The sequence below is a fragment of the Leifsonia sp. RAF41 genome, assembly GCF_052114085.1.
Lineage (GTDB): Bacteria > Actinomycetota > Actinomycetes > Actinomycetales > Microbacteriaceae > Leifsonia.
On sequence record NZ_JBFREB010000001.1, the window covers coordinates 3,033,510 to 3,056,292 of the forward strand.

22 protein-coding genes are annotated in these 22,783 nt (G+C 69.2%); 18 read left to right on the plus strand and 4 right to left on the minus strand.

What is annotated here, in order from left to right; all coding sequences use genetic code 11:
* The first annotated feature begins 27 nt into the window (after positions 1-27).
* The 6 genes from purS to AB4Y74_RS14760 all read left to right on the plus strand — a co-directional run bounded on the left by purS (position 28) and on the right by AB4Y74_RS14760 (position 6,084).
* Positions 28-288 carry a phosphoribosylformylglycinamidine synthase subunit PurS gene (gene purS / locus AB4Y74_RS14735; protein ID WP_441799809.1) on the plus strand — a complete coding sequence of 87 codons (261 nt, stop codon included), beginning with the start codon at positions 28-30 and terminating at the stop codon, positions 286-288.
* Positions 288-986 carry a phosphoribosylformylglycinamidine synthase subunit PurQ gene (gene purQ, locus AB4Y74_RS14740; RefSeq protein WP_441799810.1) on the plus strand — a complete coding sequence of 233 codons (699 nt, stop codon included), beginning with the start codon at positions 288-290 and terminating at the stop codon, positions 984-986. The genes purS and purQ overlap by 1 nt, the downstream gene beginning before the upstream one ends.
* A 126-nt stretch (positions 987-1,112) precedes the next feature.
* Entirely contained in the window at positions 1,113-1,694 is a 582-nt protein-coding gene (locus tag AB4Y74_RS14745) for an RNA polymerase sigma factor (RefSeq protein ID WP_441799811.1), read from the plus strand.
* Positions 1,691-2,509, plus strand: a complete 819-nt coding sequence (locus AB4Y74_RS14750; RefSeq protein WP_441799812.1) for a hypothetical protein — start codon at positions 1,691-1,693, stop codon at positions 2,507-2,509. The genes AB4Y74_RS14745 and AB4Y74_RS14750 overlap by 4 nt, the downstream gene beginning before the upstream one ends.
* Before the next feature lie 97 nt (positions 2,510-2,606).
* Positions 2,607-4,925, plus strand: coding sequence for a phosphoribosylformylglycinamidine synthase subunit PurL (gene purL, locus AB4Y74_RS14755; RefSeq protein ID WP_441799813.1), 2,319 nt, complete (start codon positions 2,607-2,609; stop codon positions 4,923-4,925).
* Between the two features lie 112 nt (positions 4,926-5,037).
* On the plus strand, positions 5,038-6,084 hold the full coding sequence (locus AB4Y74_RS14760; protein WP_441799814.1) for an alpha/beta hydrolase: 1,047 nt from the start codon (positions 5,038-5,040) through the stop codon (positions 6,082-6,084).
* A 152-nt stretch (positions 6,085-6,236) separates the two neighbouring features.
* On the opposite strand, the gene AB4Y74_RS14765 is transcribed toward AB4Y74_RS14760, so the two are convergent.
* On the minus strand, positions 6,237-7,157 hold the full coding sequence (locus tag AB4Y74_RS14765; protein ID WP_441799815.1) for a DMT family transporter: 921 nt from the start codon (positions 7,155-7,157) through the stop codon (positions 6,237-6,239).
* Between the two features lie 141 nt (positions 7,158-7,298).
* Between AB4Y74_RS14765 and AB4Y74_RS14770 the strand changes: the two genes are divergently transcribed.
* On the plus strand, positions 7,299-8,486 hold the full coding sequence (locus tag AB4Y74_RS14770) for a CE1758 family FMN-dependent luciferase-like monooxygenase (RefSeq protein WP_441799816.1): 1,188 nt from the start codon (positions 7,299-7,301) through the stop codon (positions 8,484-8,486).
* A 25-nt stretch (positions 8,487-8,511) separates the two neighbouring features.
* The gene (locus tag AB4Y74_RS14775; RefSeq protein ID WP_441799817.1) at positions 8,512-9,204 is read left to right on the plus strand and encodes a CE1759 family FMN reductase; all 693 of its coding nucleotides are present in this window, start codon (positions 8,512-8,514) and stop codon (positions 9,202-9,204) included.
* 53 nt (positions 9,205-9,257) lie between these two features.
* On the opposite strand, the gene AB4Y74_RS14780 is transcribed toward AB4Y74_RS14775, so the two are convergent.
* Positions 9,258-10,079 (minus strand): MIP/aquaporin family protein, encoded by an 822-nt coding sequence (locus AB4Y74_RS14780; RefSeq protein WP_441799818.1) that lies wholly within the window; start codon positions 10,077-10,079, stop codon positions 9,258-9,260.
* A gap of 156 nt (positions 10,080-10,235) precedes the next feature.
* Between AB4Y74_RS14780 and AB4Y74_RS14785 the strand changes: the two genes are divergently transcribed.
* From AB4Y74_RS14785 to AB4Y74_RS14805, 5 genes are all read left to right on the plus strand, one after another.
* Positions 10,236-11,714 (plus strand): glycosyltransferase, encoded by a 1,479-nt coding sequence (locus tag AB4Y74_RS14785; protein WP_441800461.1) that lies wholly within the window; start codon positions 10,236-10,238, stop codon positions 11,712-11,714.
* A 102-nt stretch (positions 11,715-11,816) separates the two neighbouring features.
* Positions 11,817-12,539: an ABC transporter ATP-binding protein gene (locus AB4Y74_RS14790; RefSeq protein WP_441799819.1), complete on the plus strand. Its 723-nt coding sequence runs from the start codon at positions 11,817-11,819 to the stop codon at positions 12,537-12,539.
* Positions 12,536-13,867 carry a permease gene (locus AB4Y74_RS14795; protein ID WP_441799820.1) on the plus strand — a complete coding sequence of 444 codons (1,332 nt, stop codon included), beginning with the start codon at positions 12,536-12,538 and terminating at the stop codon, positions 13,865-13,867. Before AB4Y74_RS14790 ends, AB4Y74_RS14795 begins: the two co-directional genes overlap by 4 nt.
* 17 nt (positions 13,868-13,884) lie before the next feature.
* Positions 13,885-14,199 (plus strand): chorismate mutase, encoded by a 315-nt coding sequence (locus AB4Y74_RS14800; protein WP_441788872.1) that lies wholly within the window; start codon positions 13,885-13,887, stop codon positions 14,197-14,199.
* A gap of 4 nt (positions 14,200-14,203) precedes the next feature.
* Entirely contained in the window at positions 14,204-15,127 is a 924-nt protein-coding gene (locus tag AB4Y74_RS14805) for an SDR family NAD(P)-dependent oxidoreductase (RefSeq protein ID WP_441799821.1), read from the plus strand.
* 14 nt (positions 15,128-15,141) lie between these two features.
* Here AB4Y74_RS14805 and AB4Y74_RS14810 read toward each other — a convergent pair whose 3' ends face one another.
* Positions 15,142-15,432, minus strand: a complete 291-nt coding sequence (locus tag AB4Y74_RS14810; RefSeq protein WP_441799822.1) for a hypothetical protein — start codon at positions 15,430-15,432, stop codon at positions 15,142-15,144.
* A 101-nt stretch (positions 15,433-15,533) separates the two neighbouring features.
* Here AB4Y74_RS14810 and AB4Y74_RS14815 point away from each other — a divergent pair, with 101 nt between their 5' ends.
* Positions 15,534-16,814 (plus strand): GNAT family N-acetyltransferase, encoded by a 1,281-nt coding sequence (locus tag AB4Y74_RS14815; protein WP_441799823.1) that lies wholly within the window; start codon positions 15,534-15,536, stop codon positions 16,812-16,814.
* Between the two features lie 168 nt (positions 16,815-16,982).
* Positions 16,983-18,140 carry a Fic family protein gene (locus AB4Y74_RS14820; RefSeq protein WP_441799824.1) on the plus strand — a complete coding sequence of 386 codons (1,158 nt, stop codon included), beginning with the start codon at positions 16,983-16,985 and terminating at the stop codon, positions 18,138-18,140.
* 1 nt (position 18,141) lies between these two features.
* On the opposite strand, the gene AB4Y74_RS14825 is transcribed toward AB4Y74_RS14820, so the two are convergent.
* Positions 18,142-19,428 carry an adenylosuccinate synthase gene (locus AB4Y74_RS14825; protein WP_441799825.1) on the minus strand — a complete coding sequence of 429 codons (1,287 nt, stop codon included), beginning with the start codon at positions 19,426-19,428 and terminating at the stop codon, positions 18,142-18,144.
* A gap of 158 nt (positions 19,429-19,586) precedes the next feature.
* Between AB4Y74_RS14825 and AB4Y74_RS14830 the strand changes: the two genes are divergently transcribed.
* From AB4Y74_RS14830 to AB4Y74_RS14840, 3 genes are read left to right on the plus strand one after another with little or no spacing between them, the layout of a single operon-like run.
* Entirely contained in the window at positions 19,587-20,252 is a 666-nt protein-coding gene (locus tag AB4Y74_RS14830; RefSeq protein ID WP_441799826.1) for a TetR/AcrR family transcriptional regulator, read from the plus strand.
* Positions 20,249-20,929 (plus strand): hypothetical protein, encoded by a 681-nt coding sequence (locus AB4Y74_RS14835; protein ID WP_441799827.1) that lies wholly within the window; start codon positions 20,249-20,251, stop codon positions 20,927-20,929. Before AB4Y74_RS14830 ends, AB4Y74_RS14835 begins: the two co-directional genes overlap by 4 nt.
* On the plus strand, positions 20,929-22,782 hold the full coding sequence (locus AB4Y74_RS14840; protein ID WP_441799828.1) for a YhgE/Pip family protein: 1,854 nt from the start codon (positions 20,929-20,931) through the stop codon (positions 22,780-22,782). The genes AB4Y74_RS14835 and AB4Y74_RS14840 overlap by 1 nt, the downstream gene beginning before the upstream one ends.
* Position 22,783: the final 1 nt, after the last annotated feature.

Genomic DNA, 22,783 nt, shown 5'->3' on the forward strand with positions numbered 1-22,783 from the left:
TGTCGCCCGAGTGAGCGGAGTATCCCCGTGCCGACCATCGTTGTTGAAGTGATGCCCAAGGCCGAGCTGCTCGACCCGCAGGGCAAGGCGGTCGCCGGAGCCCTCGCCCGGACGGGCCGCGGCCGCGTCAGCGGTGTCCGGGTCGGTAAGCGCTTCGAGCTCACCGTCGACGGGCCGATCGACGACGAGGTGCGCGCGACGGTCCAGGAGATCGCTGACGAGATCCTCTCCAACTCGGTGATCGAAGACGTGGTGGGCGTCCACTACCCCGCCGAGGTCGACGCCTGATGCGCATCGGCGTCATCACCTTCCCCGGCTCCCTCGACGACCGCGACGCCCTGCGCGCCGTGCGCCTCGCCGGCGCCGAGCCGGTCGCGCTCTGGCACGGTGAGCACGACCTCCAGGGCGTCGACGCCCTCGTACTGCCCGGCGGCTTCAGCTACGGCGACTACCTGCGCTGCGGCGCGATCGCCTCCCTGTCGCCCATCATGACCGAGGTCGTGGATGCGGCGACCCGCGGGATGCCCGTGCTCGGCATCTGCAACGGCTTCCAGATGCTCGCCGAGGCGCACCTCGTGTCCGGCGGCCTGATCCGCAACGACCACGGCAACTTCATCCGCCGCGACCAGCACCTCACGGTCGAGAACACGGGCACACCGTGGACCAGCGGCTTCGAGCAGGGGCAGGAGATCGTCATCCCGCTCAAGAACGGCGAGGGCGGCTTCATCGCCTCGGCCGAGGAGCTGAACCGGCTCGAGGGCGAGGGGATGGTCGTCTTCCGCTACGCAGGCGTCAACCCGAACGGATCGCTCAACGACATCGCCGGCGTGCGCAACGAACGGGGCAACGTGGTCGGCCTCATGCCGCACCCCGAGCACGCAGTCGAGGCCGGCTTCGGCCCCGACACCCGCGATGCCATGCGCTCCGGCACCGACGGCCTCACGTTCTTCACCTCCGTCATCCGCTCGGCCCTCGTCGAGGCCTGACGCCCCTCCCTCCGCCCCGCCGTCGCTTCCTCGATTAATCCGGCTCGCGGCGGCGCGTCGGCGGATTAAGCGAGGAAGCGATGGCGAATCGGGAACCCGGCGCCGCGTCGCGGACACTTCATAGATGTGAGGGGTATCCAACTGGACGAGGCGAGCGTGCTCGAACGAGTGAACGCCGGTGATGCGGATGCGTTCGGGGCGCTGTTCGATCTGCACCACGACCGTGTCTTCCGCCAAGCGATCCGGCTGACGTCGTCCATCCACGACGCCGAGGACGTGACGGCGGTCGTCTTCCTGGAGGCGTGGCGCCGCCGCGATGCGATGCGCGAGGTCAACGGCTCCGTCATCGGCTGGTTGCTGGTCATGACGAACTTCGTGTTCCGCAACTACGCCCGGGCCTCCCGCCGCTACCGCGAGGGCCTCCAGCAGTTGCCGCCGCCCGAGCATTCGCCGGACCATGCGGGCGCCGTGGACGACCGGATCGACCGCGACTCCCGCCGGGCCGCTCTGCGCTCGGCGCTGGCCACACTCCCGCGACGTGACCAGGACATCCTGACCCTCTGCGTGCTCGAGGAGCTGAGCACGGCCGACGCAGCAGCGGCGCTCGGCATCGCACCGGGCACCGTGAAGTCGCGACTGTCGCGCGCGAAAGCCCGCCTCACCGAGCTCCTTCAGGAGCCGACTCAGATGAACGGAGGAGAGCGATGAACGACGAGCCCACCTTCGACCCGCGCCGCAAGGCGGCGATCCGCGACCTCGTGGTGACAAACGCCGCCGCGAACCCCGGACGAGCCGGCGGACGTAAGCGCACCGCGCTGATCGTCACTCTCGTGCTGCTCGCCGTGAGCATCTCCGGCGGCACGGTCGCCTACGCCCTCAGCAACGGCCTCCTGGAGCCGGCGCCAGTCGTCACCGCAACCGCGACACCGACGCCCACGCCGACCGCGACATTGACACCGACGCCAACGGCCACGCCGACTCCGACGCCAACCGTTGCGGCGCCGGTGCAGGACCCGTCCGATCCGTCGACCTGGGTGATCGGATTCGAGAGCGTCGGCCCCCTCGAGCTCGGGACGCCGTTCCCGGCTCAACACCAAGCGGTCCCGGCGCTCACCGACATCACCGACTCGATCTGCGTCAACGAAATGGCCCGTCTTCGGTCGCCCGCCGGCCTGTCCTTCACCCTGGTCGGTGCAGCCGACGGCTCGGGGCGAACTGCGGCGATCGAGTACGGCAAATTCCGAAACGGCTCCGAGGACCGCGCCACCGGCCCGAAGACGGCGGAAGGCATCGGTATCAGTTCGACCATCGATGAGCTCATGGCCGCGTACCCGGCGATCGTGAAGACTGGTTCATACAGCGACGTCGTCACGTATTACGGCCTCACCGACGGTCAGGGCGGCTGGATCGTGTTCTGCGTGATCAACGGCACGGTCGCCGATATCCAGATCGGCAACGAAGCGGTCCAACCGATCGGTCAGGGTGGGGTGAAGACGATGCCTTCCGAGCGCTGCCCAGCCTGACCCGTCGCCGTCACCTTAGCGCCGCCCGGCGTCGCGTGCCGCCGCTCCCGGTAGACTGGACCCCATCCCCCTGCCCCGCCCAGCCAGGAGTGCCTGCGTGACCGACACCGCCACCACCCACGTCGTCGACACTGTCGCGAACGCCGCCGAGACTCCGGAGCGGGAGCAGCCGTACGCAGCGCTCGGCCTCAAGCCGGATGAGTACGCGCGGATCCGCGAGATTCTCGGCCGACGCCCTACCAGCGGTGAGCTGGCCATGTACTCGGTGATGTGGTCGGAGCACTGCTCCTACAAGTCGTCGAAGATGTACCTGCGCCAGTTCGGGCAGAAGGTCAGTCCGGCGATGAAGAAGAACCTCATGGTCGGGATCGGCGAGAACGCGGGCGTGGTGGACGTCGGCGAGGGCTGGGCCGTCACCTTCAAGGTGGAATCGCACAACCACCCCTCGTACATCGAGCCGTTCCAGGGCGCCGCGACCGGCGTCGGCGGCATCGTCCGCGACATCATCTCCATGGGCGCGCGCCCGGTCGCCGTCATGGACCAGTTGCGCTTCGGCGCGATCGACAACCCGGACACCGCCCGCGTCGTGCACGGCGTTGTGTCCGGCATCTCCTTCTACGGCAACTGCCTCGGCCTGCCGAACATCGGCGGCGAGACGTACTTCGACCCGATCTACCAAGGCAACCCGCTGGTGAACGCGCTGTCCGTCGGCGTCCTCCGTCACGAAGACCTGCACCTGGCGAACGCGTCCGGCGCCGGCAACAAGGTCGTGCTGTTCGGTGCGCGCACCGGCGGCGACGGGATCGGCGGGGCCAGCATCCTCGCGTCCGACACGTTCTCCGCGGGCGGCCCGACCAAGCGTCCGGCCGTTCAGGTGGGCGACCCGTTCGCCGAGAAGGTGCTCATCGAGTGCTGCCTGGAGCTGTTCCGCGACAAGCTCGTCGAGGGCATCCAGGACCTCGGCGCCGCGGGCATCTCGTGCGCGACCAGCGAGCTCGCCTCCAACGGCGACGGCGGGATGTTCGTCGAACTCGACAAGGTGCTGCTGCGCGACCCGAGCCTCACCGCCGAGGAGATCCTCATGTCGGAGAGCCAGGAGCGCATGATGGCCGTCGTCAAGCCGGAACTGCTCGACGCGTTCCTCGCCGTCACCGCCAAGTGGGATGTCGAGACCAGCGTGCTCGGCGAAGTCACCGAGACCGGACGCCTCGTCATCAACTGGAAGGGCGAGGAGATCGTCAACGTCGACCCGCGCACGGTCGCGGTCGACGGCCCGGTGTACGAGCGCCCCGTCGCCTACCCGACCTGGATCGACGCCCTGCAGGACGACTCGGCCTCGGTGCTCGCGCGCCCGACCACCGGCGACGAGCTGCGCGAGCAGACGCTCGCCCTGCTCGGCAGCGCCAACCTGGCGGACAAGGGCTGGATCACCGACCAGTACGACTACTTCGTCGGTGGCAATACGGCGCTCTCCTTCCCCGACGACGCGGGCATGATCCGCGTCGATGAGGAGTCCGGCCTGGGCTTCGCGATCGCGACCGACGCCAACGGCCGCTACTGCCAGCTCGACCCGAAGCAGGGCGCCCGGCTCGCCCTCGCGGAGGCGTACCGGAACGTCGCCGCCTCCGGGGCGGTCCCGGTAGCGGTCACCGACTGCCTCAACTTCGGCAGCCCAGAGAACCCCGAGGTCATGTGGCAGTTCTCGCAGGCCGTCGAGGGCCTCTCCGACGCCTGCCTGGAGCTGGAGATCCCAGTCACCGGCGGCAATGTCTCCTTCTACAACCAGACCGGAGACACCCCCATCTTCCCGACGCCGGTCGTCGGCGTGCTCGGCGTGATCGACGACGTCGCCCGCCGCATCCCGGCCGGCTGGCAGGACGAGGGCGAGAACATCTACCTGCTCGGCACCACCCGCGAAGAGCTCGACGGCTCGGCCTGGGCGGGCACCATCCACGGTCACCTCGGCGGGCACCCGCCGGTGGTGGACCTCGCGGCCGAGCGGTCGCTGGCCGAGGCGCTGCACGCGGCGTCGCTCGAGGGGCTCGTCTCCTCCGCTCACGACTTGGCGGACGGCGGCCTCGCGCAGGCCCTCGCCGAGAGCGTGATGCGCTTCGGCGTCGGCGCCCGCGTCTGGCTGACCGAGATCGAGGAGCGCGACGGGGTGGATGCGGCGACGGCCCTGTTCTCGGAGTCGACCGCCCGCGTCATCGTCAGCGTCCCCCGCGAAGACGATGTGAAGTTCCGCGGCCTGTGCGACGGACGCGGTATCCCCGCCCTCCGCATCGGCGTGACGGACGCCGAGGTCGGCGCCCAGCCCGTTCTCGAGGTGCAGGACCTCTTCACCATCGGCCTCGAGGAGCTCCACGGCGTGCACCGCTCCACCCTCCCCGAGCACTTCGGCCCCACGGTCGCCTAGCCGTCTAGCAGCGCCCTCCGCGCCCAGCCGACAGTTCCTCAGTTCTTCGAATCGACACGCCGTCGCCCGGTCGAAAAACTGAGGAGCTGTCGGCGGCCGCTACGGTGAAAGCGTGACGCGCGCCCGCACCGACGAGCTCCCCCGCCAGCCCATCTCTCGCCGCACCCGCCGCATCCTCTACGGTTGCGCGATCGTGCTGGTCTGCGTCCTGATTGTCGCGAGCCTCGTCTCGTCGTCACCCTGGCCGTCCGCGCTCGTCATCCGAAGCGTCTTCGAGAAAGGCGCGGCGGATACGGTCGCCGAGATGAAGCCGTACGTACCCACGTCCGGGATCGCGGCGAAGACCGGCATCCGCTACGCGCCCGACTCACCCGACACCACCCTCGACGTGTTCCGTCCGGATACTGCGGATGCGCCCTTGCCGACAGTCGTCTGGATCCATGGCGGCGCCTGGATCTCAGGGGCCGCCGCCGATGTCGATCCGTACCTACGGATCCTTGCGAGCCACGGCTACGCCACGGTCGGCCTGAACTACACGGTCGGCCCGGAGGCGACCTATCCGACCGCGGTGCATCAACTCAACGACGCGCTCGCCTACCTCGACGCGAACGCCGCGGCGCTCGGCATCGATCGGACGCAGATCGTCCTTGCGGGCGACTCCGCCGGCGCGCAGCTCGCGAGCCAGCTGGCTACGCTGACCACCAACCCGGAGTACTCCCACCTCCTGGGGATCGCTCCCGCCCTCGAGGCGTCACAGCTCTCCGGCGTCATCCTCAACTGCGGCGTCTACGATCTCGACGCTCTCGCCGATCTGACCGGCATCGCCGCCTGGGGTTTCAAGACCGCGCTGTGGTCCTACACCGGCACCAAGGAGTGGTCGCAAACCTACGTGGGCAACACCATGTCGACCATCCAGCACGTCACGGCCGACTTCCCGCCCACCTACATCTCGGGCGGCAACGGGGACGGCCTCACCTGGACCGAATCCATCCCGATGTCCGCAGCCCTGAGAGGCAAGGGTGTCGATGTGACGGAGCTGTTCTGGCCGGCCACGCACGAACCGGAGTTGCCGCACGAGTACCAGTTCCATCTGCATTTCCCCGAGGCGCGGCACGCGCTCACGGCGACGATCGACTTCCTCACCGCGCACACGCACTGAGGGATGCCGCGACGGCCCAGCGCCGCGTTCCGGCCGCTCGCGACGAAGGAGGAGGGCGCTCGCATCTCCTTCGATTGGCACTGACGCAGGAGATTCGCACGCAGCACGGCCGAATCTCCTTCACCGCGGGGAGGCCACACGCGCGACGGCGGCTAGCGCGAAGCCGCCTCCGTCACGGCGAGTTCGGCCTGCCGGCGGGTGAACAGGCGCACACGCTGCTGCGTGAGGAGGATGCCCGCCAGCACGACCACCGCGCCGACCGGCTCGTTCCAGGTCAGATGCTCGCCGAGGACGAGGATGCCGAGCGCCACTCCCACCACCGGCGTGATGTAGGTGACGCCGGACGTCGCGGTCGGGCCCCAGGCGCGCAGCACGTTCATGTTCCAGATGTAGACGACGCCCGTGCCGAGCGCGCCGAGCGCCAGCAGCGACAGCAGCACCGGCCAGCTGAAGTCGACCGGATGCCAGGCGATGATCGGCGTGAGGAGCAGCATGATCACGGCTGCGATGCCGATGTTGAGGAGCGCGCTCGTGGTCGCGGATACCGCCCGCGGGCTGATGAAACGGCGGATGTAACCGAAGCTGAATCCATAGCACGTAACAGCGCCGAGGCACGCGAGCTGGCCCCACAAGCTGCCGGCGAGCGCATCCACCGCCCACGGCCCGACGACGACGACCACGCCGATGATGCCGACCAGCACGCCCAGCACATGGTCGCGGTTGAGCTTCTCGACACGGAACGCCACGGTCACGAGGATCGCCGTGGTGATCGGCGTGACGGCGTTGTAGATGCTGGCCAGGCTCGACGAGACGTACTGCTCCGCCCAGGCGAACAAGAGGAACGGGATGACGCAGTAGGTGATGGCGACGACGGTGAAATGCAGCCACACGATCGGCTCGCGCGGGAGCTTCGCACGCATCACCAGCGCGATGATGCCGAGGGTGACCGCGCCGAAGACGAGGCGCGCCCACGCCACCTGCCCGAAGCTGACCCCCTCGAGGGCGACCTTCATGAACAGGAAGCTGGCGCCCCAGACGAGCCCCATAGCGGCGAACTGCAGTGCAACCTTCACCCCTTGACGCTATCGGTTGCCACCGACTCGGGCACGCGGGAATCGGACGCGCAGTGGATCATAGGAGGCGGGAATACTTCCTGCGTCTTCGCGTTGTATGCATTTGCATAGAAACGGCGAGAACAACAAGAGGAGCCAGTCATGCAGTACGGAATCTTCTCCGTCAGCGACATCACCCGCGACCCGGTCTCCGGGGAGACGCCGAGTGAGGCGGAGCGCATCGAAGCGATCGTGAAAATCGCCACCCACGCCGAGGAGGTGGGACTGGATGTCTTCGCGATCGGCGAGCACCACAACCCGCCGTTCTTCTCGTCGTCCCCCAGCACCCTGCTCTCGCACATCGCGGCCCTGACCAAGACGCTCACCGTGACCACCTCCACCACGTTGATCACCACGAACGACCCGGTGCGCATCGCGGAGGAGTACGCGATGCTGCAGCACCTCTCCAAGGGCCGCATGGACCTCATGGTCGGCCGCGGCAACACCGGCCCGGTGTACCCGTGGTTCGGCCAGGACATCCGCCAGAGCCTGCCGCTCGCACTGGAGAACTACAACCTCCTGCACCGCCTGTGGCGCGAGGACGTCGTCGACTTCGAGGGACGCTTCCGCACCCCGCTGCAGGGCTTCACCTCCACGCCGCGCCCGCTCGATGACGTACCGCCGTTCGTCTGGCACGCCAGCATCCGCACGCCGGAGATCGCCGAGCAGGCCGCCTTCTACGGCAACGGCTTCTTCGCGAACAACATCTTCTGGCCGAAGGATCACTACCAGCGGCTGATCGCGTTCTACCGCGAGCGCTTCGAGCACTACGGCCACGGAACCGCCAAGCAGGCGATCGTGGGACTCGGCGGCCAGGCCTTCATCGCGAAGAACTCGCAGGACGCCAAGGACCAGTTCCGCCCCTACTTCAACGAGGCCCCCGTCTACGGCAACGGCCCGACGATGGAGGAGTTCACCGACGCGACCCCGCTGACCGTGGGGAGCCCCCAGGAAGTCATCGACAAGACGCTCGGCTTCCGCGAGTGGGCCGGCGACTACCAGCGCCAGCTGTTCCTGATGGACCACGCCGGCCTGCCGCTGAAGACGGTGCTCGAGCAGCTCGACCTGCTCGGCGAGTACGTCGTCCCGGTGCTGCGCAAGGAGACCGAGGCCCGCAAGGACCCGGAGACCCCCGACGCGCCGACGCACGAGTCGCTGGTCCTCGACAAGTACGGCGACTCCGCCCCGCGCCAGCCGCGGCCGAACGCGAACCGCGGGGACAACGTCACCGGCGCATCCCCGTACCAGGACACCGAGGAGCAGTTCCAGGCGAGCTACCCGTCACTCTGACGGAGCCCAGGAAGAAGGACAGATCATGACTGACACCTCGCAGCGACCGTTCCGCGTCGTGGTGGTGAACGCGGGCGTCAGCGACCCGTCGTCCACCAAGATGCTCGCCGACCGGCTCGCCCTCCGGGTCGAGGCGGCCGCCCAGCGCGACGGCCGCACGGTCGAGACGCTCAACCTCGACCTCCGCGAACTCCTGCCCGAGCTGGGCGCGGCCCTCGCCTCCGGTCACCTGGGCCCGAAGTTCACGAAGGCGATCGAGGCGCTGAAGTCGGCGGACGGCATCATCGCGACGGCGCCGGTCTACAAGGCCGGCCCGAGCGGGCTGTTCACCTCGTTCTTCCAGGTGCTCGACAACGACCTCCTGATCGCGAAGCCGGTGGTGCTCGGCGCGACCGCCGGGACCGCCCGCCACGCCCTGGTGGTCGACGGCGAGATGCGTTCCCTCTTCGCCTTCCTCCGCACGATGACCACGCCCACGTCGGTCTTCGCCGCCACCGAGGACTGGCAGGACAAGGCGCTCACCAAGCGGATCGACCGCGCCGCCCGCGAACTGGTCGTACTGATGGAGTCCGAGGTCGAAGCGAAGATCACGGACGCCTCCTGGGACAGCTACCAGCACGAGTTCGGCTCGGCCGGCGGCAACGAGCTGGGCATCGACCTCGGTTCCGACCTCATGCGGCTCGCGGCGGGCGGGACCCTGCCCACGCAGCGGCGGTAACCCTCCGCGCAGCGGAACCGTCGGTTGGCACGGCCCGCCCCGCTGGGACGGTCTCAGGCCTGGCCGGGGCGTCCCACCTCCGTGTCGAGGTCGCCTTGGGCCGCGGCGGATCCGCTGCGACCGCCACCGTAACCGCGCAACACGAACGCGAGGATGACGGCGACGGCAGCGCCGGCGAGCGGTCCGGCCAAGTAAACCCAGTAGTCCCTGAAATCTAGCGAGGCGAGGTCTGGACCGAACGTCCGGGCGGGGTTCATCGACGTGCCCGAGATGGGGCTGCCCCACAGTCCGGCGAGCGCGATGTAGCCGCCTACGCCGATGGCGCCGATCACCCCCAGGTTCTGTGCGCCCGAGGCGGTGCCCAGGATGACGCTGACCAGTCCCAGGGTGAGCAGCGCCTCCATGAGGAACGCCTGAAACGCGGTGAACCCGTCTGCGGGATAGTTCGACCCGTACGAGGCAGACACCCCGATCAGAGGCTGCAGCAGCAGTGCAGCCGCCGTCGCCCCCGCCAGCTGGGCGACGATGTAGGCGGGGACGCGCCGCCACGGGAAGTCGCCGCGGAGCGAGAACGCGAGCGTGACCGCGGGGTTCAGATGCGCGCCGGAGATCTTTCCCATGAAGAGGATGATTCCCATCACCATGAGCCCGGGGGCCACGACGGCGGCGCTACGGCTGATCACGCCAGGAAACGCCTGGCTCATCATCCCGCCTCCTGCGGCGACGATCACCAGGAGGAAGGTGCCGTAGACCTCGGAGACCAAGCGCCGCCATTCCTGGCGCGGGTTCTCGAAATCGGCCATGGGTCTGACGACCTCGACCTCGAACCAGCGCTCGAACCGCCAGCGGGTTTCCCTGCTTTGCTGCTCATCCATCGTTCGCTCCCGTGTCGCCGCGAGCATAGAAGCCGCGGAATGGGGAGGGCTAGGCAGCTCTGCGAACCTCCCGTTCCTGTCGTCATCTCGCGGCGTGCATCCCCGCGGTAGGGTGCAGGGTAGAACAGGGAGGTGCTGGGGGTGGACGTACTCACCGTGCTGCAATGGATCGGCGTCGTCGTGTGCCTGATCCTGGCGCTCTCCGGGCTCCTCCCGGTGGTCGCGGCGGCCGCCACCTTCGTAGTCATCCCGTTCCACGCCTGGCTCAACCACTACAAGAAGGCGGCACCGTACCTCCCCCGCGTCGCCATCGTCGTGCCCGCCTGGAACGAGGGCGCCGTGATCGGCGCATCCATCGACCGGCTGATGAAGCTCGACTACCCGCGCGAGGCTCTGCGCATCTACGTGGTCGACGACGCGAGCACCGACGACACCCCCGTCGTGGTCCGCGACCGCGCCGCGCAGTACCCGGGCAACGTCCACCTCCTGCGCCGCGACCAGGGCGGACAGGGCAAGGCGCACACGCTCAACCACGGCATCACGAAGATCCTCGAAGACGACTGGATGGAGGCGCTCCTCATCATGGACGCCGACGTCATCTACACACCGACGTCGCTCCGCCGGATGACCCGCCACCTGGCCGACCCGGAGGTGGGTGCGGTGTCGGCGTACATCCGCGAGGGCAGCGCCGACCGCAACTACCTCACCAAGTTCATCAGCACCGAGTACGTGCTCTCGCAGCCCGCCGCCCGGCGCGCGCAGAACGTGCTCGGCGCCCAGGCCTGCCTGGCGGGCGGCGCACAGCTGCACAGCCGCGAGAACCTGCTCGCCATCGGCGGACGCATCGACACGACGACGCTCGCCGAGGACACGATCACCACCTTCGAGACGCAGCTCCAGGGTCGGAAGGTCGTGTTCGAGCCGCACGCCCACGTGCTCGCCGAGGAGCCGCGCGCGATCGACGGCCTGTGGAAGCAGCGGCTGCGCTGGGCACGCGGGAACGTGTCCGTCACCGCGCGCTACTCCAAGGTCTGGTTCCGGCCGTCGCGCACGCACAACCTGGGCGGATTCAGCTTCGGGATCGTGTGGTTCAGCTTGTGGCTGCTGCCGCTGATCATGATCATGTCGTCGATCGGGCTCGCGGGCCTGCTCTTCCTGCAGAACCAGGTCGCGACCGGTGTCTTCCGGGTGCTGTGGATCTCGGCCGCGCTCGCCTACCTCTTCGTGCTCATCCTCGGCTCTCAGACCGACGGGAAGACGACGAGACACGAGTTGGGCCATGTGCTGCTCTTCCCGGGGATCATCAACATGATCGTGATGATCACGGCGTTGTTCCCACCGGTGACGCTGGTCTGGCTGCCGGGGCTCTTCGGGGTGACCCTCAACGGCCCGACGCTGTTCGCGCTGACCCTCGCCATCTACATCTGGATCCCGTTCTCGATGGTCTTCGCGTGGCTCGCGCGCAAGGCGGAGAAGACCCGGGCCGGCCGCTGGCTGTCGCCCACCCTGATCTACCTGGCCGGCTACGGATCGCTGCTCTGCGCGATCACGTTCGACTCGTACCTCAAGGAGCTCGCGGGAGCCGAGGCGAAGTGGGACAAGACGGAGAAGGTCGGGCGCGTCGCCACCGGCTGAGCCGGTCGTACCGCCGGACCACATCCATCGGATGACGTCCGCCGCCCGGGATGCGCCTTCGGACCGATGCCGGCGCCACGACCCCGCGGCCACGCTGGAGGCATGACACTGACAACCCAGTCGCCTACGGCCCTCGAGGCCACCCGGCTCACCAAGGCCTACGGCCCCTCCGTCGCTCTCGCCGGCGTCGACTTCCGCGTCGACCGCGGTGAGTCGGTCGCGATCATGGGGGCGTCGGGCTCGGGCAAGACGACGCTCCTCCACTGTCTGGCGGGCATCGTCGTGCCTGACAGCGGTTCCGTCGTGCTGAACACATCCCAGGGGCGGGTGGACGTCATCGGGCTCGACGAGGCGGGCCGGTCGCGACTCCGCCGGGAGTCGTTCGGCTTCGTCTTCCAGCAGGGGCTGCTCCTGCCGGAACTCACGGCCGTCGAGAACGTCGCGCTGCCGCTGATGTTGAACGGGATCGACCGGCGGGCGGCCGAGCAGACCGCGGCGATGTGGCTGACCGCACTCGGGCTCGCCGGCTTCGAGTCGCGGCGCATCGGCCAGCTCTCCGGCGGCCAGGCGCAGCGGGTGGCCATCGCCCGCGCCCAGACGACCGGAGCCGCGGTCGTCTTCGCCGACGAGCCGACCGGCGCCCTCGACTCGGCGACCTCCGCCGAGGTGATGGATGCGCTCATCCTCTCAACGACGGAGCGCGGGCGTTCCCTCGTCGTCGTCACGCACGACGAGAGCGTCGCGGCCCGCTGCTCCCGCATCCTGCGCCTCGCGGACGGCCGGATCGTCAACGGGGAGATCGTGGATGGGGTGAGCGCACGATGACCACCCTGCGCCTGGCGTGGCTGTTCGCCCGCCGCAGTGCCTCAGCGCGGTCGACCGTTGTGCTCCCCGTTGTCGCGTTCGCGGTCGTGACCAGCCTGCTGCTCATCGTCGCCGGCGGCGCCCAAGCGTTCTTCGTGTGGACGGACGACATGGCCGGCGTCTACCAGGCGCTCGCGGTGGTCGCCCTGTCGCTCCTCCTCGTCCCGCTCGCCGCGCTCGGGGGATCGGCGGCCCGTCTGTCCGCGCGGCGACGTGACGACCGGCTCGCGAGCCTGCGTCTCCTCGGCGGCACACCGCGGCTCGTGACCGCTCTCACCGTCATCGAGTCGACGCTGCTGGCACTGGTCGGCGCCATCGCCGGTGTGATCGTGAACCTGGCGGTGTCGCCCCTGATCGCTCTGATCCCCTTCCGCGGCCACCCGCTCGGGATGTCGGTTTTCCTCGGTGCCGGATGGACCGCCTCTGCCGTGGCGGGTATCGGGCTCCTCGCCGCCATCAGCGCCGTCGTCGGACTGCGCGGGGTCATCCTGTCGCCACTCGGAGTCCGGATGCGGGAGAGCGCACCGCGCATCCACTGGGTCCGGGTGGTGATCACCATCGGGATGATCGCGATCGTCGTCGCGGTCTTCAGCGTGCTGCCGGACTCGGCCGGGATCGGTGTCATCGTGGGAGTCCTGGCCGTCGGTTTCGGCGGCAGCATCGCCGTGCTGAACCTCGTCGGGCCTTGGGTTCTGCGGCTCGTCGCGTCGGGGCAGGCGCGTCGCGCGCGTACGCTCCGGCGGCTGCTGTCCGCCCGCGCCGTCCTGGAGTCGCCGAAGGCCGCTTGGCGCCAAGTCTCGGGCGTCGCGATGACGAGCTTCACCGCGGTCTTCGCAGGGGTCGCCATCTCGGTCGCGGGCGACGCCGGCGACTCGGCCGGTGCGCAAGCACGGCTCCTCGTCGGAGACGTCCGAACCGGTGTGATCATCACGATCGCCGCCTCCTTCCTGATGGTGGCCTGCTCCGCCGGCGTGAACCAGGCCGCCGCGATCCTCGACAGACGCGACCTCTACGTCAGCCTCGACCGGATCGGGGTACCGGTCTCCGAGATGAACGCCGCGCGCAGCCGTGCGGTGCTCTCACCGTTGCGGATCACGGCGATCGGCTCCGCGGTGACGGCGGCGGTCGTCATGTTCCCGCTGACCGGGATGAGCCTTCTGACGTCGCCCCTCACCCTCCTCACCGTCGTGGGTTGCCTGGCGGCCGGGATGCTCCTCGTCTGGGTCGCGGTGCGCGCCACGCGGCCGGTGCTCACCCGGGTGCTCGCCGAGCCATCCCCCAGCCTGTGACCCAGTAGGGTCGGAGCATGCCCCAGAACAGCGACGTGGAAGCTGCGCTCGAGCAGCTACACAGCATCCGTCAGAGCATCGACAACATCGACGCCGCGGTCATCCACATGCTCGCGGAGCGGTTCAAGTTCACGCAGCAGGTGGGTGCTCTGAAGGCCGAGCACGGCCTCCCGCCGGCGGATCCGGAACGTGAGAAGGAGCAGATTCAGCGACTGCGGGCCCTGGCCGAGGAAAGCCACCTCGACCCGGCCTTCGCCGAGAAGTTCCTGACGTTCATCGTCGCCGAGGTCATCCACCACCACGAGCGCATCGCCGTCGAGAACGGCAAGTGACCGGATGGGCTGGGATGCCGCCGAGCTGCCGGACGCCCATGGCCGGACGATCGTCATCACGGGCGCGAACGCCGGGGTCGGCTACTTCACCGCGGAGCAGCTCGCCCGGGCGGGCGCTCACGTCGTGCTCGGGTGCCGCGATCCGGAACGCGCAGAGGCCGCCGTGTCGGCCATCCGCCGCCGGGTACGCGGGGCGAGCGTCGAGGCGATGCCGCTGGATGTGACCGACCGACGGTCGATCGACGCGGCGGCGGATGCGCTGCTCGGTCGCGACCGGGTGGATGCGCTGGTGCTGAACGCCGGGATCGTCCACCCGCCACGAGAACGGCGGACCGACGACGAGGGCAACGAGCTGGTGCTCTCGACCAACGTGCTCGGCCACTTCCGCCTGGTCGCCCGGGCGCTGCCTGCTCTGGAGCGGACGGACGGGGCCAGGATCGTCACGCTCGGATCGCTCGCCAGCCGCCTCGGCCGTCTTCGGCTGGACGACCTGCAGCTGGAGCGCGGGTACACGTCGTGGCGGGCGTACTCCGGGTCGAAGATCGCGGCGCAGGTGTTCGGGTTCGAGCTCGACCGTCGTCTGCGGGCGGCCGGATCCGGTGTGCAGAGCGTGGTCGTGCATCCCGGTTACTCGACCTCGGGCCGAACGCCCGGCATCCGCGGGGTCAACCATCCGTCCCGGCTGAAGCGCTTCGCGGACAACCTGCAGGCCGCGTGGACGCAGGGCAAGGACGACGGCGCACACGTCCCGGTCCGCGCCGTGCTCGACGCCTCGATCCCGGGCGGCTCCTACCTCGGCCCCGCTCTCTGGACCAAGGGCGCCCCCACCCTCACCCCCGCAACGCGCGCGACCCGCTCGCCGCGCCAGGGCGCGCGCCTCTGGCCACTCCTCGAGCAGGCATCGGCGCAACCCTTCCCCCTCCCGTAGCCGCCGAGCGGGGGTTAGTCGACGACGATGGTCAGGAGGCGGTGGTTGGCTGGGACCCGAGCGCGGAGGGCGTCGCGAGCGGAGGCGTAGTCGGGGCCGTCGGCCTCGATCTCGTCGATGGCCGACTCGCGGATGATCGCCTTCGCGATCACCCGGCCGCCGCGCGGCATGGCGTTGTGCACCTGGAGAAGCTCGAAGCCGTCCGGCACCTGCTCCTCGATGAGTGCGCGCGCCGACTCGGCGTCGTCCGCCTCCGCCGTGAGCTCACGCGTCTGGCTGGTCTGGATGAGTCCGCGCACCTTCATGCGATCAACGCTAGCCGACCGGCGCCTCAGACCTGGACGGCTCCGCCGCGCAGTGTCGTCCCTCTCTGCCGCCGGACGGGGGCTGCCGATACGGTGAGGGGATGGACTACCGCACGATCTCCCTCGACGAGACTTCCGCCCGCGACCTGTCGGAAGCCGGGTTGCGCTACGCCCTCGTGGATGCCGCCGACGCGGACGCCCTCGACGGGTGGATCCGCGCCGACTTCCGCGGCTTCCATGACCGGCAACCCTCCGCAGAGGTCCTGGAGGGGGCACGCGAGAACTTCGCCGCCCGGCGCAATACGGCCGTCTACGACGACGCAGGCCCGAGCCGCGAGCCGGTCGGCACGGTCAATGCGTGGCCCGCCCCGCTCACCGTCCCGGGCGGGGCGCGAGTGGATGCGTGGGCAATCAGCTCGGTGACCGTCGCCCCCACGCACCGCCGCCGGGGCGTCGCACGTGCGCTGCTCGGTGGCGAACTCCGCACAGCACACGCGCTCGGCCTCCCGCTCGCGATCCTGACCGTCTCCGAATCAGTCATCTACGGCCGCTGGGGTTTCGGCCCGGCCACCTGGTCCACGGCATGGTCGGTCGACACCAAGCGCGTGCGCTGGATCGGCGGTGAGACGCCGGGCCGCCTGTCGTTCGCCGAAGCGGACGAGTACGGCGAGATCGGCGCGAAAGTGCTCGACCGCGTGATGGCCGGCCGCCACGGCGAAATCGGCTTGGAGCCGTACCTGGCTAAGCGACTCATTGGCCCGCTCAAGGCCGACCCGGAGGCGGACAAGGTGCGCCTGGTCCGTTACGACTCCGACTCGGGGGATCCTGAGGGCTTCGTCTCCTACGTGCTCAAGGGCGATGACGACTTCACCCGGCACACCGTCGAGGTCCGCCACCTGGCGGCTGCCACCCCGGCAGCACACCGGGCCCTCTGGCGCTTCCTGCTCGAGCTGGACCTCGTCGCCACCGTCAAGATCTGGACGCGCGGCATCGACGAGCCTGTCCAGGCACTGGTGAACGACATCCGCGGCGCCCGCGTGACCGACCTCGAAGACCACCTGTGGGTGCGCGTCCTCGACGTCCCGGCCGCTGTGCAGGCGCGGACCTACGAGCGCGACGGCTCGGTGGTTCTCGATGTCGCGGACGACCTCGGCTTCGCGTCGGGACGATTCCGCCTGACAGTGCGAGGCGGCCAAGCGGAGGTCGCTCCGACCGACGACGCACCGGATGTGACGCTGCCCGTCAACGCCCTCGGAAGCGTCTACCTCGGTCACGACATCGCCCGCAATCTGGCCCTCGCCGGGCGGATCCAGGGCGACGTGGATGCGCTCGACCGCCTGTTCCGCACGGCGGTCCCCCCGCGCCTCAGCACCTGGTTCTGACGAACGTACCGGAATAGCGCCCCAGTATTCCGGTTTTGGTCCCCTAAACCGGAATAACTACGAGTTATTCCGGTTTCCGGGCATAGAATCGGATCAAGGACCTACTATTCCGGATGGGGGTGGCGCATGCCAGCTGTCCAGGATTGGCCACCCCACACTGTGGAGAATGTGCCATGGCGGTCCCGCAGTGGCCGTGGCACTCGGGCGGACCGAACGCTTGCCTCGGTCGATGCGACCGTCCCGCCCTTCATCGCGAACCTCGACCTCCCCAGCGACCCCGGCGCCCAGGTAGCTCAGGAGCGAGCCGTCCGAGCCTTGGCGGAGTTGGATGCGGACTCACGCCCCGGCGCCGGGGCGATTTCGGCATTTCTCATCCGCACCGAGTCGATCGCATCCTCCAAGATCGAGCACATCGAGGCGTCGACGGAGGATTTCGCGCGTGCGCTGGCAGGCGGCCGCGCCAACGCGAGTGCCACGTCAATGGTTTCGGCTGCCCAAGCGATCACCCGCATGACCGACGACGCCGGAACGGGGACCATAACCAAGGAATCGCTTCTCGCCGCCCACCGTGCGCTCATGGCCGATGACCCCGCAGACGGCCCCTACGCAGGCCGAATACGCGATATGCAGAACTGGATCGGCGGAAGCGACTTCTCCCCGATCGACGCCGTCCATGTGCCGCCGGTTCCAGAGCGGATCGACGCCCTCCTCGAGGATCTCCTTCGCTACGCGAACCGGGACGACGTACCGGTCATCGCCCAGGCCGCGATCGCCCACGCGCAGTTCGAATCCATCCATCCGTTCACTGACGGGAACGGGCGCATCGGCCGAGCGCTCATCGGCGCTATCTACCGCCGCCGCGGACTGACCGCCACCTCGACCCCTCCCGTCGCGTCGGCACTCGCGGCCGACCGGGCCCGCTATTTCGGACTGCTGACGCAGTACCGGCGCGGACAGGCCGCGCCGATCGTCGCCGAGCTCGCGCGAGCGACGCAGATCGCGTCGGAGGAGTCACTCGTGTCGGTCCGCGCGATCCAGCACCTCCCGTCCGAGTGGTGGGAGCAGGTGGCGCCGCGCGCGGGCAGTGCGGTCGCCGCCCTTCTGGACGGGCTCAGTCACCACCCGGTGTTCGACGCGGATTCGGCGGAGGACCGCATCCGCCGTCCACCCTCGACCGTCTACGATGCGCTCGACCGCCTGGAGAAGGCGGGCATCATCCACGCCATCACCAACCGGACCCGGAACAAGGTCTGGGCGGTCACCGCGATCATCGACGAGCTGAGCGCCCTCGACCGCAGGATCGCCTCCCGGGTTCCGGCAGCCTGACTCAGTCGATCAGGTCGTGGCGCACCACGATCTGATCGCGGGCGGGGCCGACACCGATCGCGGAGATGCGTGCGCCGGAGAGCTTCTCGAGGGCGAGGACATAGTCCTGCGCGTTCTTGGGCAGGTCCTCGAAGTTGCGGGCGCCGCTGATGTCCTCGGTCCAGCCGGGGAACTCCTGGTAGATGGGCTTGGCGTGGTGGAAGTCGCTCTGCGAGGCCGGGACCTCGTCGTGGCGCACCCCGTCGACGTCGTAGGCGACGGCGACCGGGATGCTCTCGATGCCGGTGAGCGTGTCCAGCTTGGTGAGGACGAAGTCGGTGACGCCGTTGACGCGGGCCGTGTAGCGGGCGACCGGGGAGTCGTACCAGCCGGTACGGCGCGGGCGGCCGGTGGTCGTGCCGAACTCGAAGCCGCGCTCGCGGAGGAACTCGCCCCACTCGTCGAACAGCTCGGTCGGGAACGGGCCGGCGCCGACGCGGGTCGTGTACGCCTTGACGATGCCGATCACGCGGTCGATACGGTTCGGCCCGATGCCCGAGCCGGTCGCCGCGCCACCGGCGGTGGAGTTGGAGGAGGTGACGAACGGGTACGTGCCGTGGTCCACATCCAGCATGGTCGCCTGTCCGCCCTCGAAGAGCACATACTTGCCCTCCTCCAGTGCCTGGTTGAGCAGCAGCGAGCTGTCGACGACCATGGGCCGCAGCCGCTCGGCGTGCTCCAGCAGCTGCTCGACGACCTCGTCGACGGAGATGGTGCGACGGTTGTAGACCTTGGCCAGGAGGTGGTTCTTCTGGTCGAGAGCGCCCTCGACCTTCTGGCGCAGGATGTTCTCGTCGAAAAGGTCCTGGATGCGGATGCCGACCCGGTTGATCTTGTCGGCGTAGGCGGGGCCGATGCCGCGGCCGGTGGTGCCGATCTGACGCTTGCCGAGGAAGCGTTCGGTCACCTTGTCGATCGTGCGGTGGTACGACGTGATGACGTGCGCGTTGGAGCTCACCCGGAGGCGCGAGACGTCTACGCCCCGCGCGATGAGCGCATCCAGCTCTTCGAACAGCACCTCGATGTCGACGACGACGCCGTTCGCGATGACCGGGGTGACGCCCTCGGTGAGGATGCCCGACGGCAGCAGGTGCAACGCATACTTCTCGTCGCCGATGACCACCGTGTGGCCTGCGTTGTTGCCGCCGTTGAACTTCACGACGTAGTCGATGCGACTACCCAGGACGTCGGTCGCTTTGCCTTTGCCTTCGTCGCCCCACTGGGCGCCGATGATCACGATCGCGGGCACGTTGGAGTCCTCTCGGTGGATGGAACGCTGCGGCGCCACGCGGACGACCGTCGCACTCGATCCTATCGCGACGGCGTTTCGGGCCCCGTATCGAGCATCTGCCGAGAGTGGGTGGTTAAGTTGCACACGAGTGTGCAAGAAGGGCGTACACTGGGGTCATGCCCACCCCCTCCTCCGCCCGTGCTCCGCGCCGCGACGCGGCCGCCAACCGCGAGGCGATCCTCGGCGCGGCGGCAGTCGCACTGAACGAGGACATCGACGCCTCCCTCGAGACGATCGCCGCCCGCGCCGGCCTGAGCCGGCGCGCCGTGTACGGCCACTTCGCCACGCGCGACGAGCTCCTCATCGAGGTGTTCACCCGCGGCGCCCGGCGCCTCGCGGCCCTGCTCGACCCGGTGTCCAATCCCGATCCGCTCGTCGAGATCGCACTCTTCGGCGCCACCCTGTGGGCCGAGGTGGAGCACATCCGCGTGAGCGCCGCGCTCGCCGTGCGCGGACCGCACCGCGCCATGGTCGGAACCGCACTCGATCCCGCGCGCGAGCGACTGCGCGCAACGGTGCGGCGCGGGATGGATTCCGGCCGGATCCGCACCGACCTCGACAGTGAGACGGTCACCCGGCTCATCGAGAACGCCGCCGTGTCGGTGCTCGACGAAGCCACGCGCGCAGGGCTCACTCCGGAGGCAGGACATCGGCTGGTCATGCTCGCCGGGGTGGGGGCCGCCGGGATGGGGTGGCGCGAGGCCGGCGAGCTGATCGCATCCACCCCCGAGCTCGCATTCAGCGCGGAGACCGTGGACCAGAACAACGGAGGACAGCGATGAAGGTCGTGCTGGAGCAGGTCGAGAAAGGCGCCGCCCTGCCGCCGACCTCCGCCGTGTTCGAGACCGGGCGGGCGTCGCTCGCCCGAGCCGAGACCGAACAGCGCCCGACCGTCCTCGGGCTGATCGCCTCGGGACGGATGCGGCCCGACGCGGGCACCGTCACGATCGACGGCGCCGCCGACTACGCCGCGATGCGGCGCCGCATCGCCCTCATCGATGCCCCCGACGTCTCCGAGCCGGCCGCGGACGTGACCGTCTCGGGCATCGTGGCGGAGGAGCTGATGTTCGCCGGCCGTGCGTCGCATCCCGTCGCGGTCGGCCGCTGCCTGCGCGACCTCGGTGCGTCCGAGTGGGCACGGCAGTCGATCGGAACCGTACCCCCGACCGTCCGCATCCGCCTCCTCGCCGAGCTGGCGCTGCTGCGGAAGGGCGTTGATGCCCTCGTTCTCGTCTCGCCCGACCGGCACGGCGGCGACCCCGTGGAGTGGTGGCGTTTCGCGCGCGAACTCGCCGGACGCGGCATCGCGGTGCTCGTCGTCGCGGGCGACGCCTCGGCAGCCGCCATCGCCGCCGCCTCCCTCGTCTCCCGAATGGATGAGACGGAACCCCAGACCTTTGACGAAGACCCCGGCCGGGACGACACCGACGATCTCCCGGACCTGATTGTGGAGAAGTGATGAAGATCCCGCAGATGATCGCGGCGGAGTTCCGCCGCCTGACCGCCAGCCCCATGTCCATCGTGGCGCTCATCGCGCTGATGTGCGTGCCGGTGCTGTACGGCGGCCTCTACTTGTGGGCGAACCAGAACCCGTACGCCAACCTCGACCGCATCCCTGCGGCCATCGTCGTGGACGACAGCGGCACCACGGTGGACGGCAAGACGGTGAACTACGGAAGCGACGTCGCCGACCAGCTGATCGCGGACGGCTCGTTCCAGTGGCACCGCGTGGCGCAGGGTTCTGCTGCGAGCGGCGTCGACGACTCGAAGTACGACTTCAGCATCACCTTCCCGAAAGACTTCTCCTCCGCACTCGCGTCGGCGTCGGGTTCCAGCCCGCATCGCGCGGTGGTGACCTTGACGACGAACGACACGAACAGCTACCTGGCCTCGACGATCGGCACCCAGGCGGCCGAGAAGATCCGCACGTCGATCGTGAAGCAGGTGAACGAGCAGGCGGCCAAGCAGTTCCTCATCGGGCTCGCCGACATCCGCTCGAGTCTGGTCACGGCAGTGGACGGCGCGAACAAGCTCGTGGACGGCAGCGCCAGTGCGCAGTCCGGTGCCTCGCAGCTGGCCGACGGGACGTCGCAACTCGCCTCGGGCTCGCAGGAGCTTGCAGGCAAACTCGGTGAGCTGGCGTCCGGCGCGCAACAGGTCAGCGACGGTGCCGCTCAGGTGGCCGCGGGGAACCACCAGCTCGCAGCGAAGGCCAACGATGCCGGAACCGCGGCGGCGCAGATCGCTGCCGCGGCCCCCGCGGCGCGGCAGGACCTGCTGCAGCGTCTCGCCGCCGCCGGCGCGACCCAGGCGCAGCTGGATCAGGTGACCGCGGTACTCGGCGACCTCGACACGAAGGTGCAGTCCGGCAACGAGCAGATCCAGGGAGCGGTCGGCCAGATCAACCAGCTGGCGTCCGGGGCGGACCAGGTGGCGGGAGGCGCATCCCAGGTCGCGTCCGGCTCGCAGCAGGCGGCCTCGGGAGCCTCTCAACTGGCGTCCGGTGCGTCGACGGCAGCAGGCGGTGCGGCACAACTGCGCGACGGGCTCACCACTCTGCACGACGGTACCGCGCAGCTGCGCGACGGCCTGAAGGCGGGCGTCGACCGCATCCCGGACAACTCGCCTGCTCTGCAGGCGAAGCAGTCCTCGACGATCGCCGACCCGGTGAACCTGAAGAACGACTCGATCACATCCGCCGGAACCTACGGCGCCGGCCTCGCCCCGTTCTTCGTGGCACTGGCGGGCTGGATCGGCATCTATGCCCTGTTCCTGATCGTGAAGCCTGTGTCGCGGCGTGCGATCACAGCGCTCCACTCCCCGGTGAAAATCACCCTGGCCGGCTGGCTCACTCCGGGCCTGCTGGGCGCCATCCAGATGATCGGTCTGTTCGCGATCGTCGCCGGAGCCCTCGGCTTCCGTATCGACAATCCGGTCGGGATGTACGGGATGATGGGGCTCGCCTCGGTCACGTTCGCGGCGATCATCCTCGCCCTCAACGTCTGGCTCGGGAGCGTCGGGCAGTTCCTCGGCCTCGTGCTCATGGTGCTGCAGCTGGTCACCGCGGGCGGGACATTCCCGTGGCAGACCCTCCCCGGACCGCTCGCCGCGCTCCACCATGCGCTGCCGATGTCATACGCGGTGGACGGCATCCGTCAGGTCATGTACGGAGGCAACCCCGCGACGGCGTGGGCGGACGCGGGTGTGCTCGCTCTGTGGATGCTGATCGCGCTGCTCATCGCGGGGATCGGGGTCACGCGGATGACGCACTTCCGCACGCTCCGCGACCTGCGGCCGTCGCTGATCGGGTAGC

Coding starts and splice junctions, on each gene's coding strand:
- purQ (WP_441799810.1), top strand. CDS start 288: ATGCGCATCGGCGTCATCACCTTCCCCGGCTCCCTCGACGACCGCGAC.
- AB4Y74_RS14750 (WP_441799812.1), top strand. CDS start 1,691: ATGAACGACGAGCCCACCTTCGACCCGCGCCGCAAGGCGGCGATCCGC.
- AB4Y74_RS14770 (WP_441799816.1), top strand. CDS start 7,299: ATGCAGTACGGAATCTTCTCCGTCAGCGACATCACCCGCGACCCGGTC.
- AB4Y74_RS14775 (WP_441799817.1), top strand. CDS start 8,512: ATGACTGACACCTCGCAGCGACCGTTCCGCGTCGTGGTGGTGAACGCG.
- AB4Y74_RS14780 (WP_441799818.1), bottom strand. CDS start 10,079: ATGGATGAGCAGCAAAGCAGGGAAACCCGCTGGCGGTTCGAGCGCTGG.
- AB4Y74_RS14790 (WP_441799819.1), top strand. CDS start 11,817: ATGACACTGACAACCCAGTCGCCTACGGCCCTCGAGGCCACCCGGCTC.
- AB4Y74_RS14795 (WP_441799820.1), top strand. CDS start 12,536: ATGACCACCCTGCGCCTGGCGTGGCTGTTCGCCCGCCGCAGTGCCTCA.
- AB4Y74_RS14800 (WP_441788872.1), top strand. CDS start 13,885: ATGCCCCAGAACAGCGACGTGGAAGCTGCGCTCGAGCAGCTACACAGC.
- AB4Y74_RS14805 (WP_441799821.1), top strand. CDS start 14,204: ATGGGCTGGGATGCCGCCGAGCTGCCGGACGCCCATGGCCGGACGATC.
- AB4Y74_RS14810 (WP_441799822.1), bottom strand. CDS start 15,432: ATGAAGGTGCGCGGACTCATCCAGACCAGCCAGACGCGTGAGCTCACG.
- AB4Y74_RS14815 (WP_441799823.1), top strand. CDS start 15,534: ATGGACTACCGCACGATCTCCCTCGACGAGACTTCCGCCCGCGACCTG.
- AB4Y74_RS14830 (WP_441799826.1), top strand. CDS start 19,587: ATGCCCACCCCCTCCTCCGCCCGTGCTCCGCGCCGCGACGCGGCCGCC.
- AB4Y74_RS14835 (WP_441799827.1), top strand. CDS start 20,249: ATGAAGGTCGTGCTGGAGCAGGTCGAGAAAGGCGCCGCCCTGCCGCCG.
- AB4Y74_RS14840 (WP_441799828.1), top strand. CDS start 20,929: ATGAAGATCCCGCAGATGATCGCGGCGGAGTTCCGCCGCCTGACCGCC.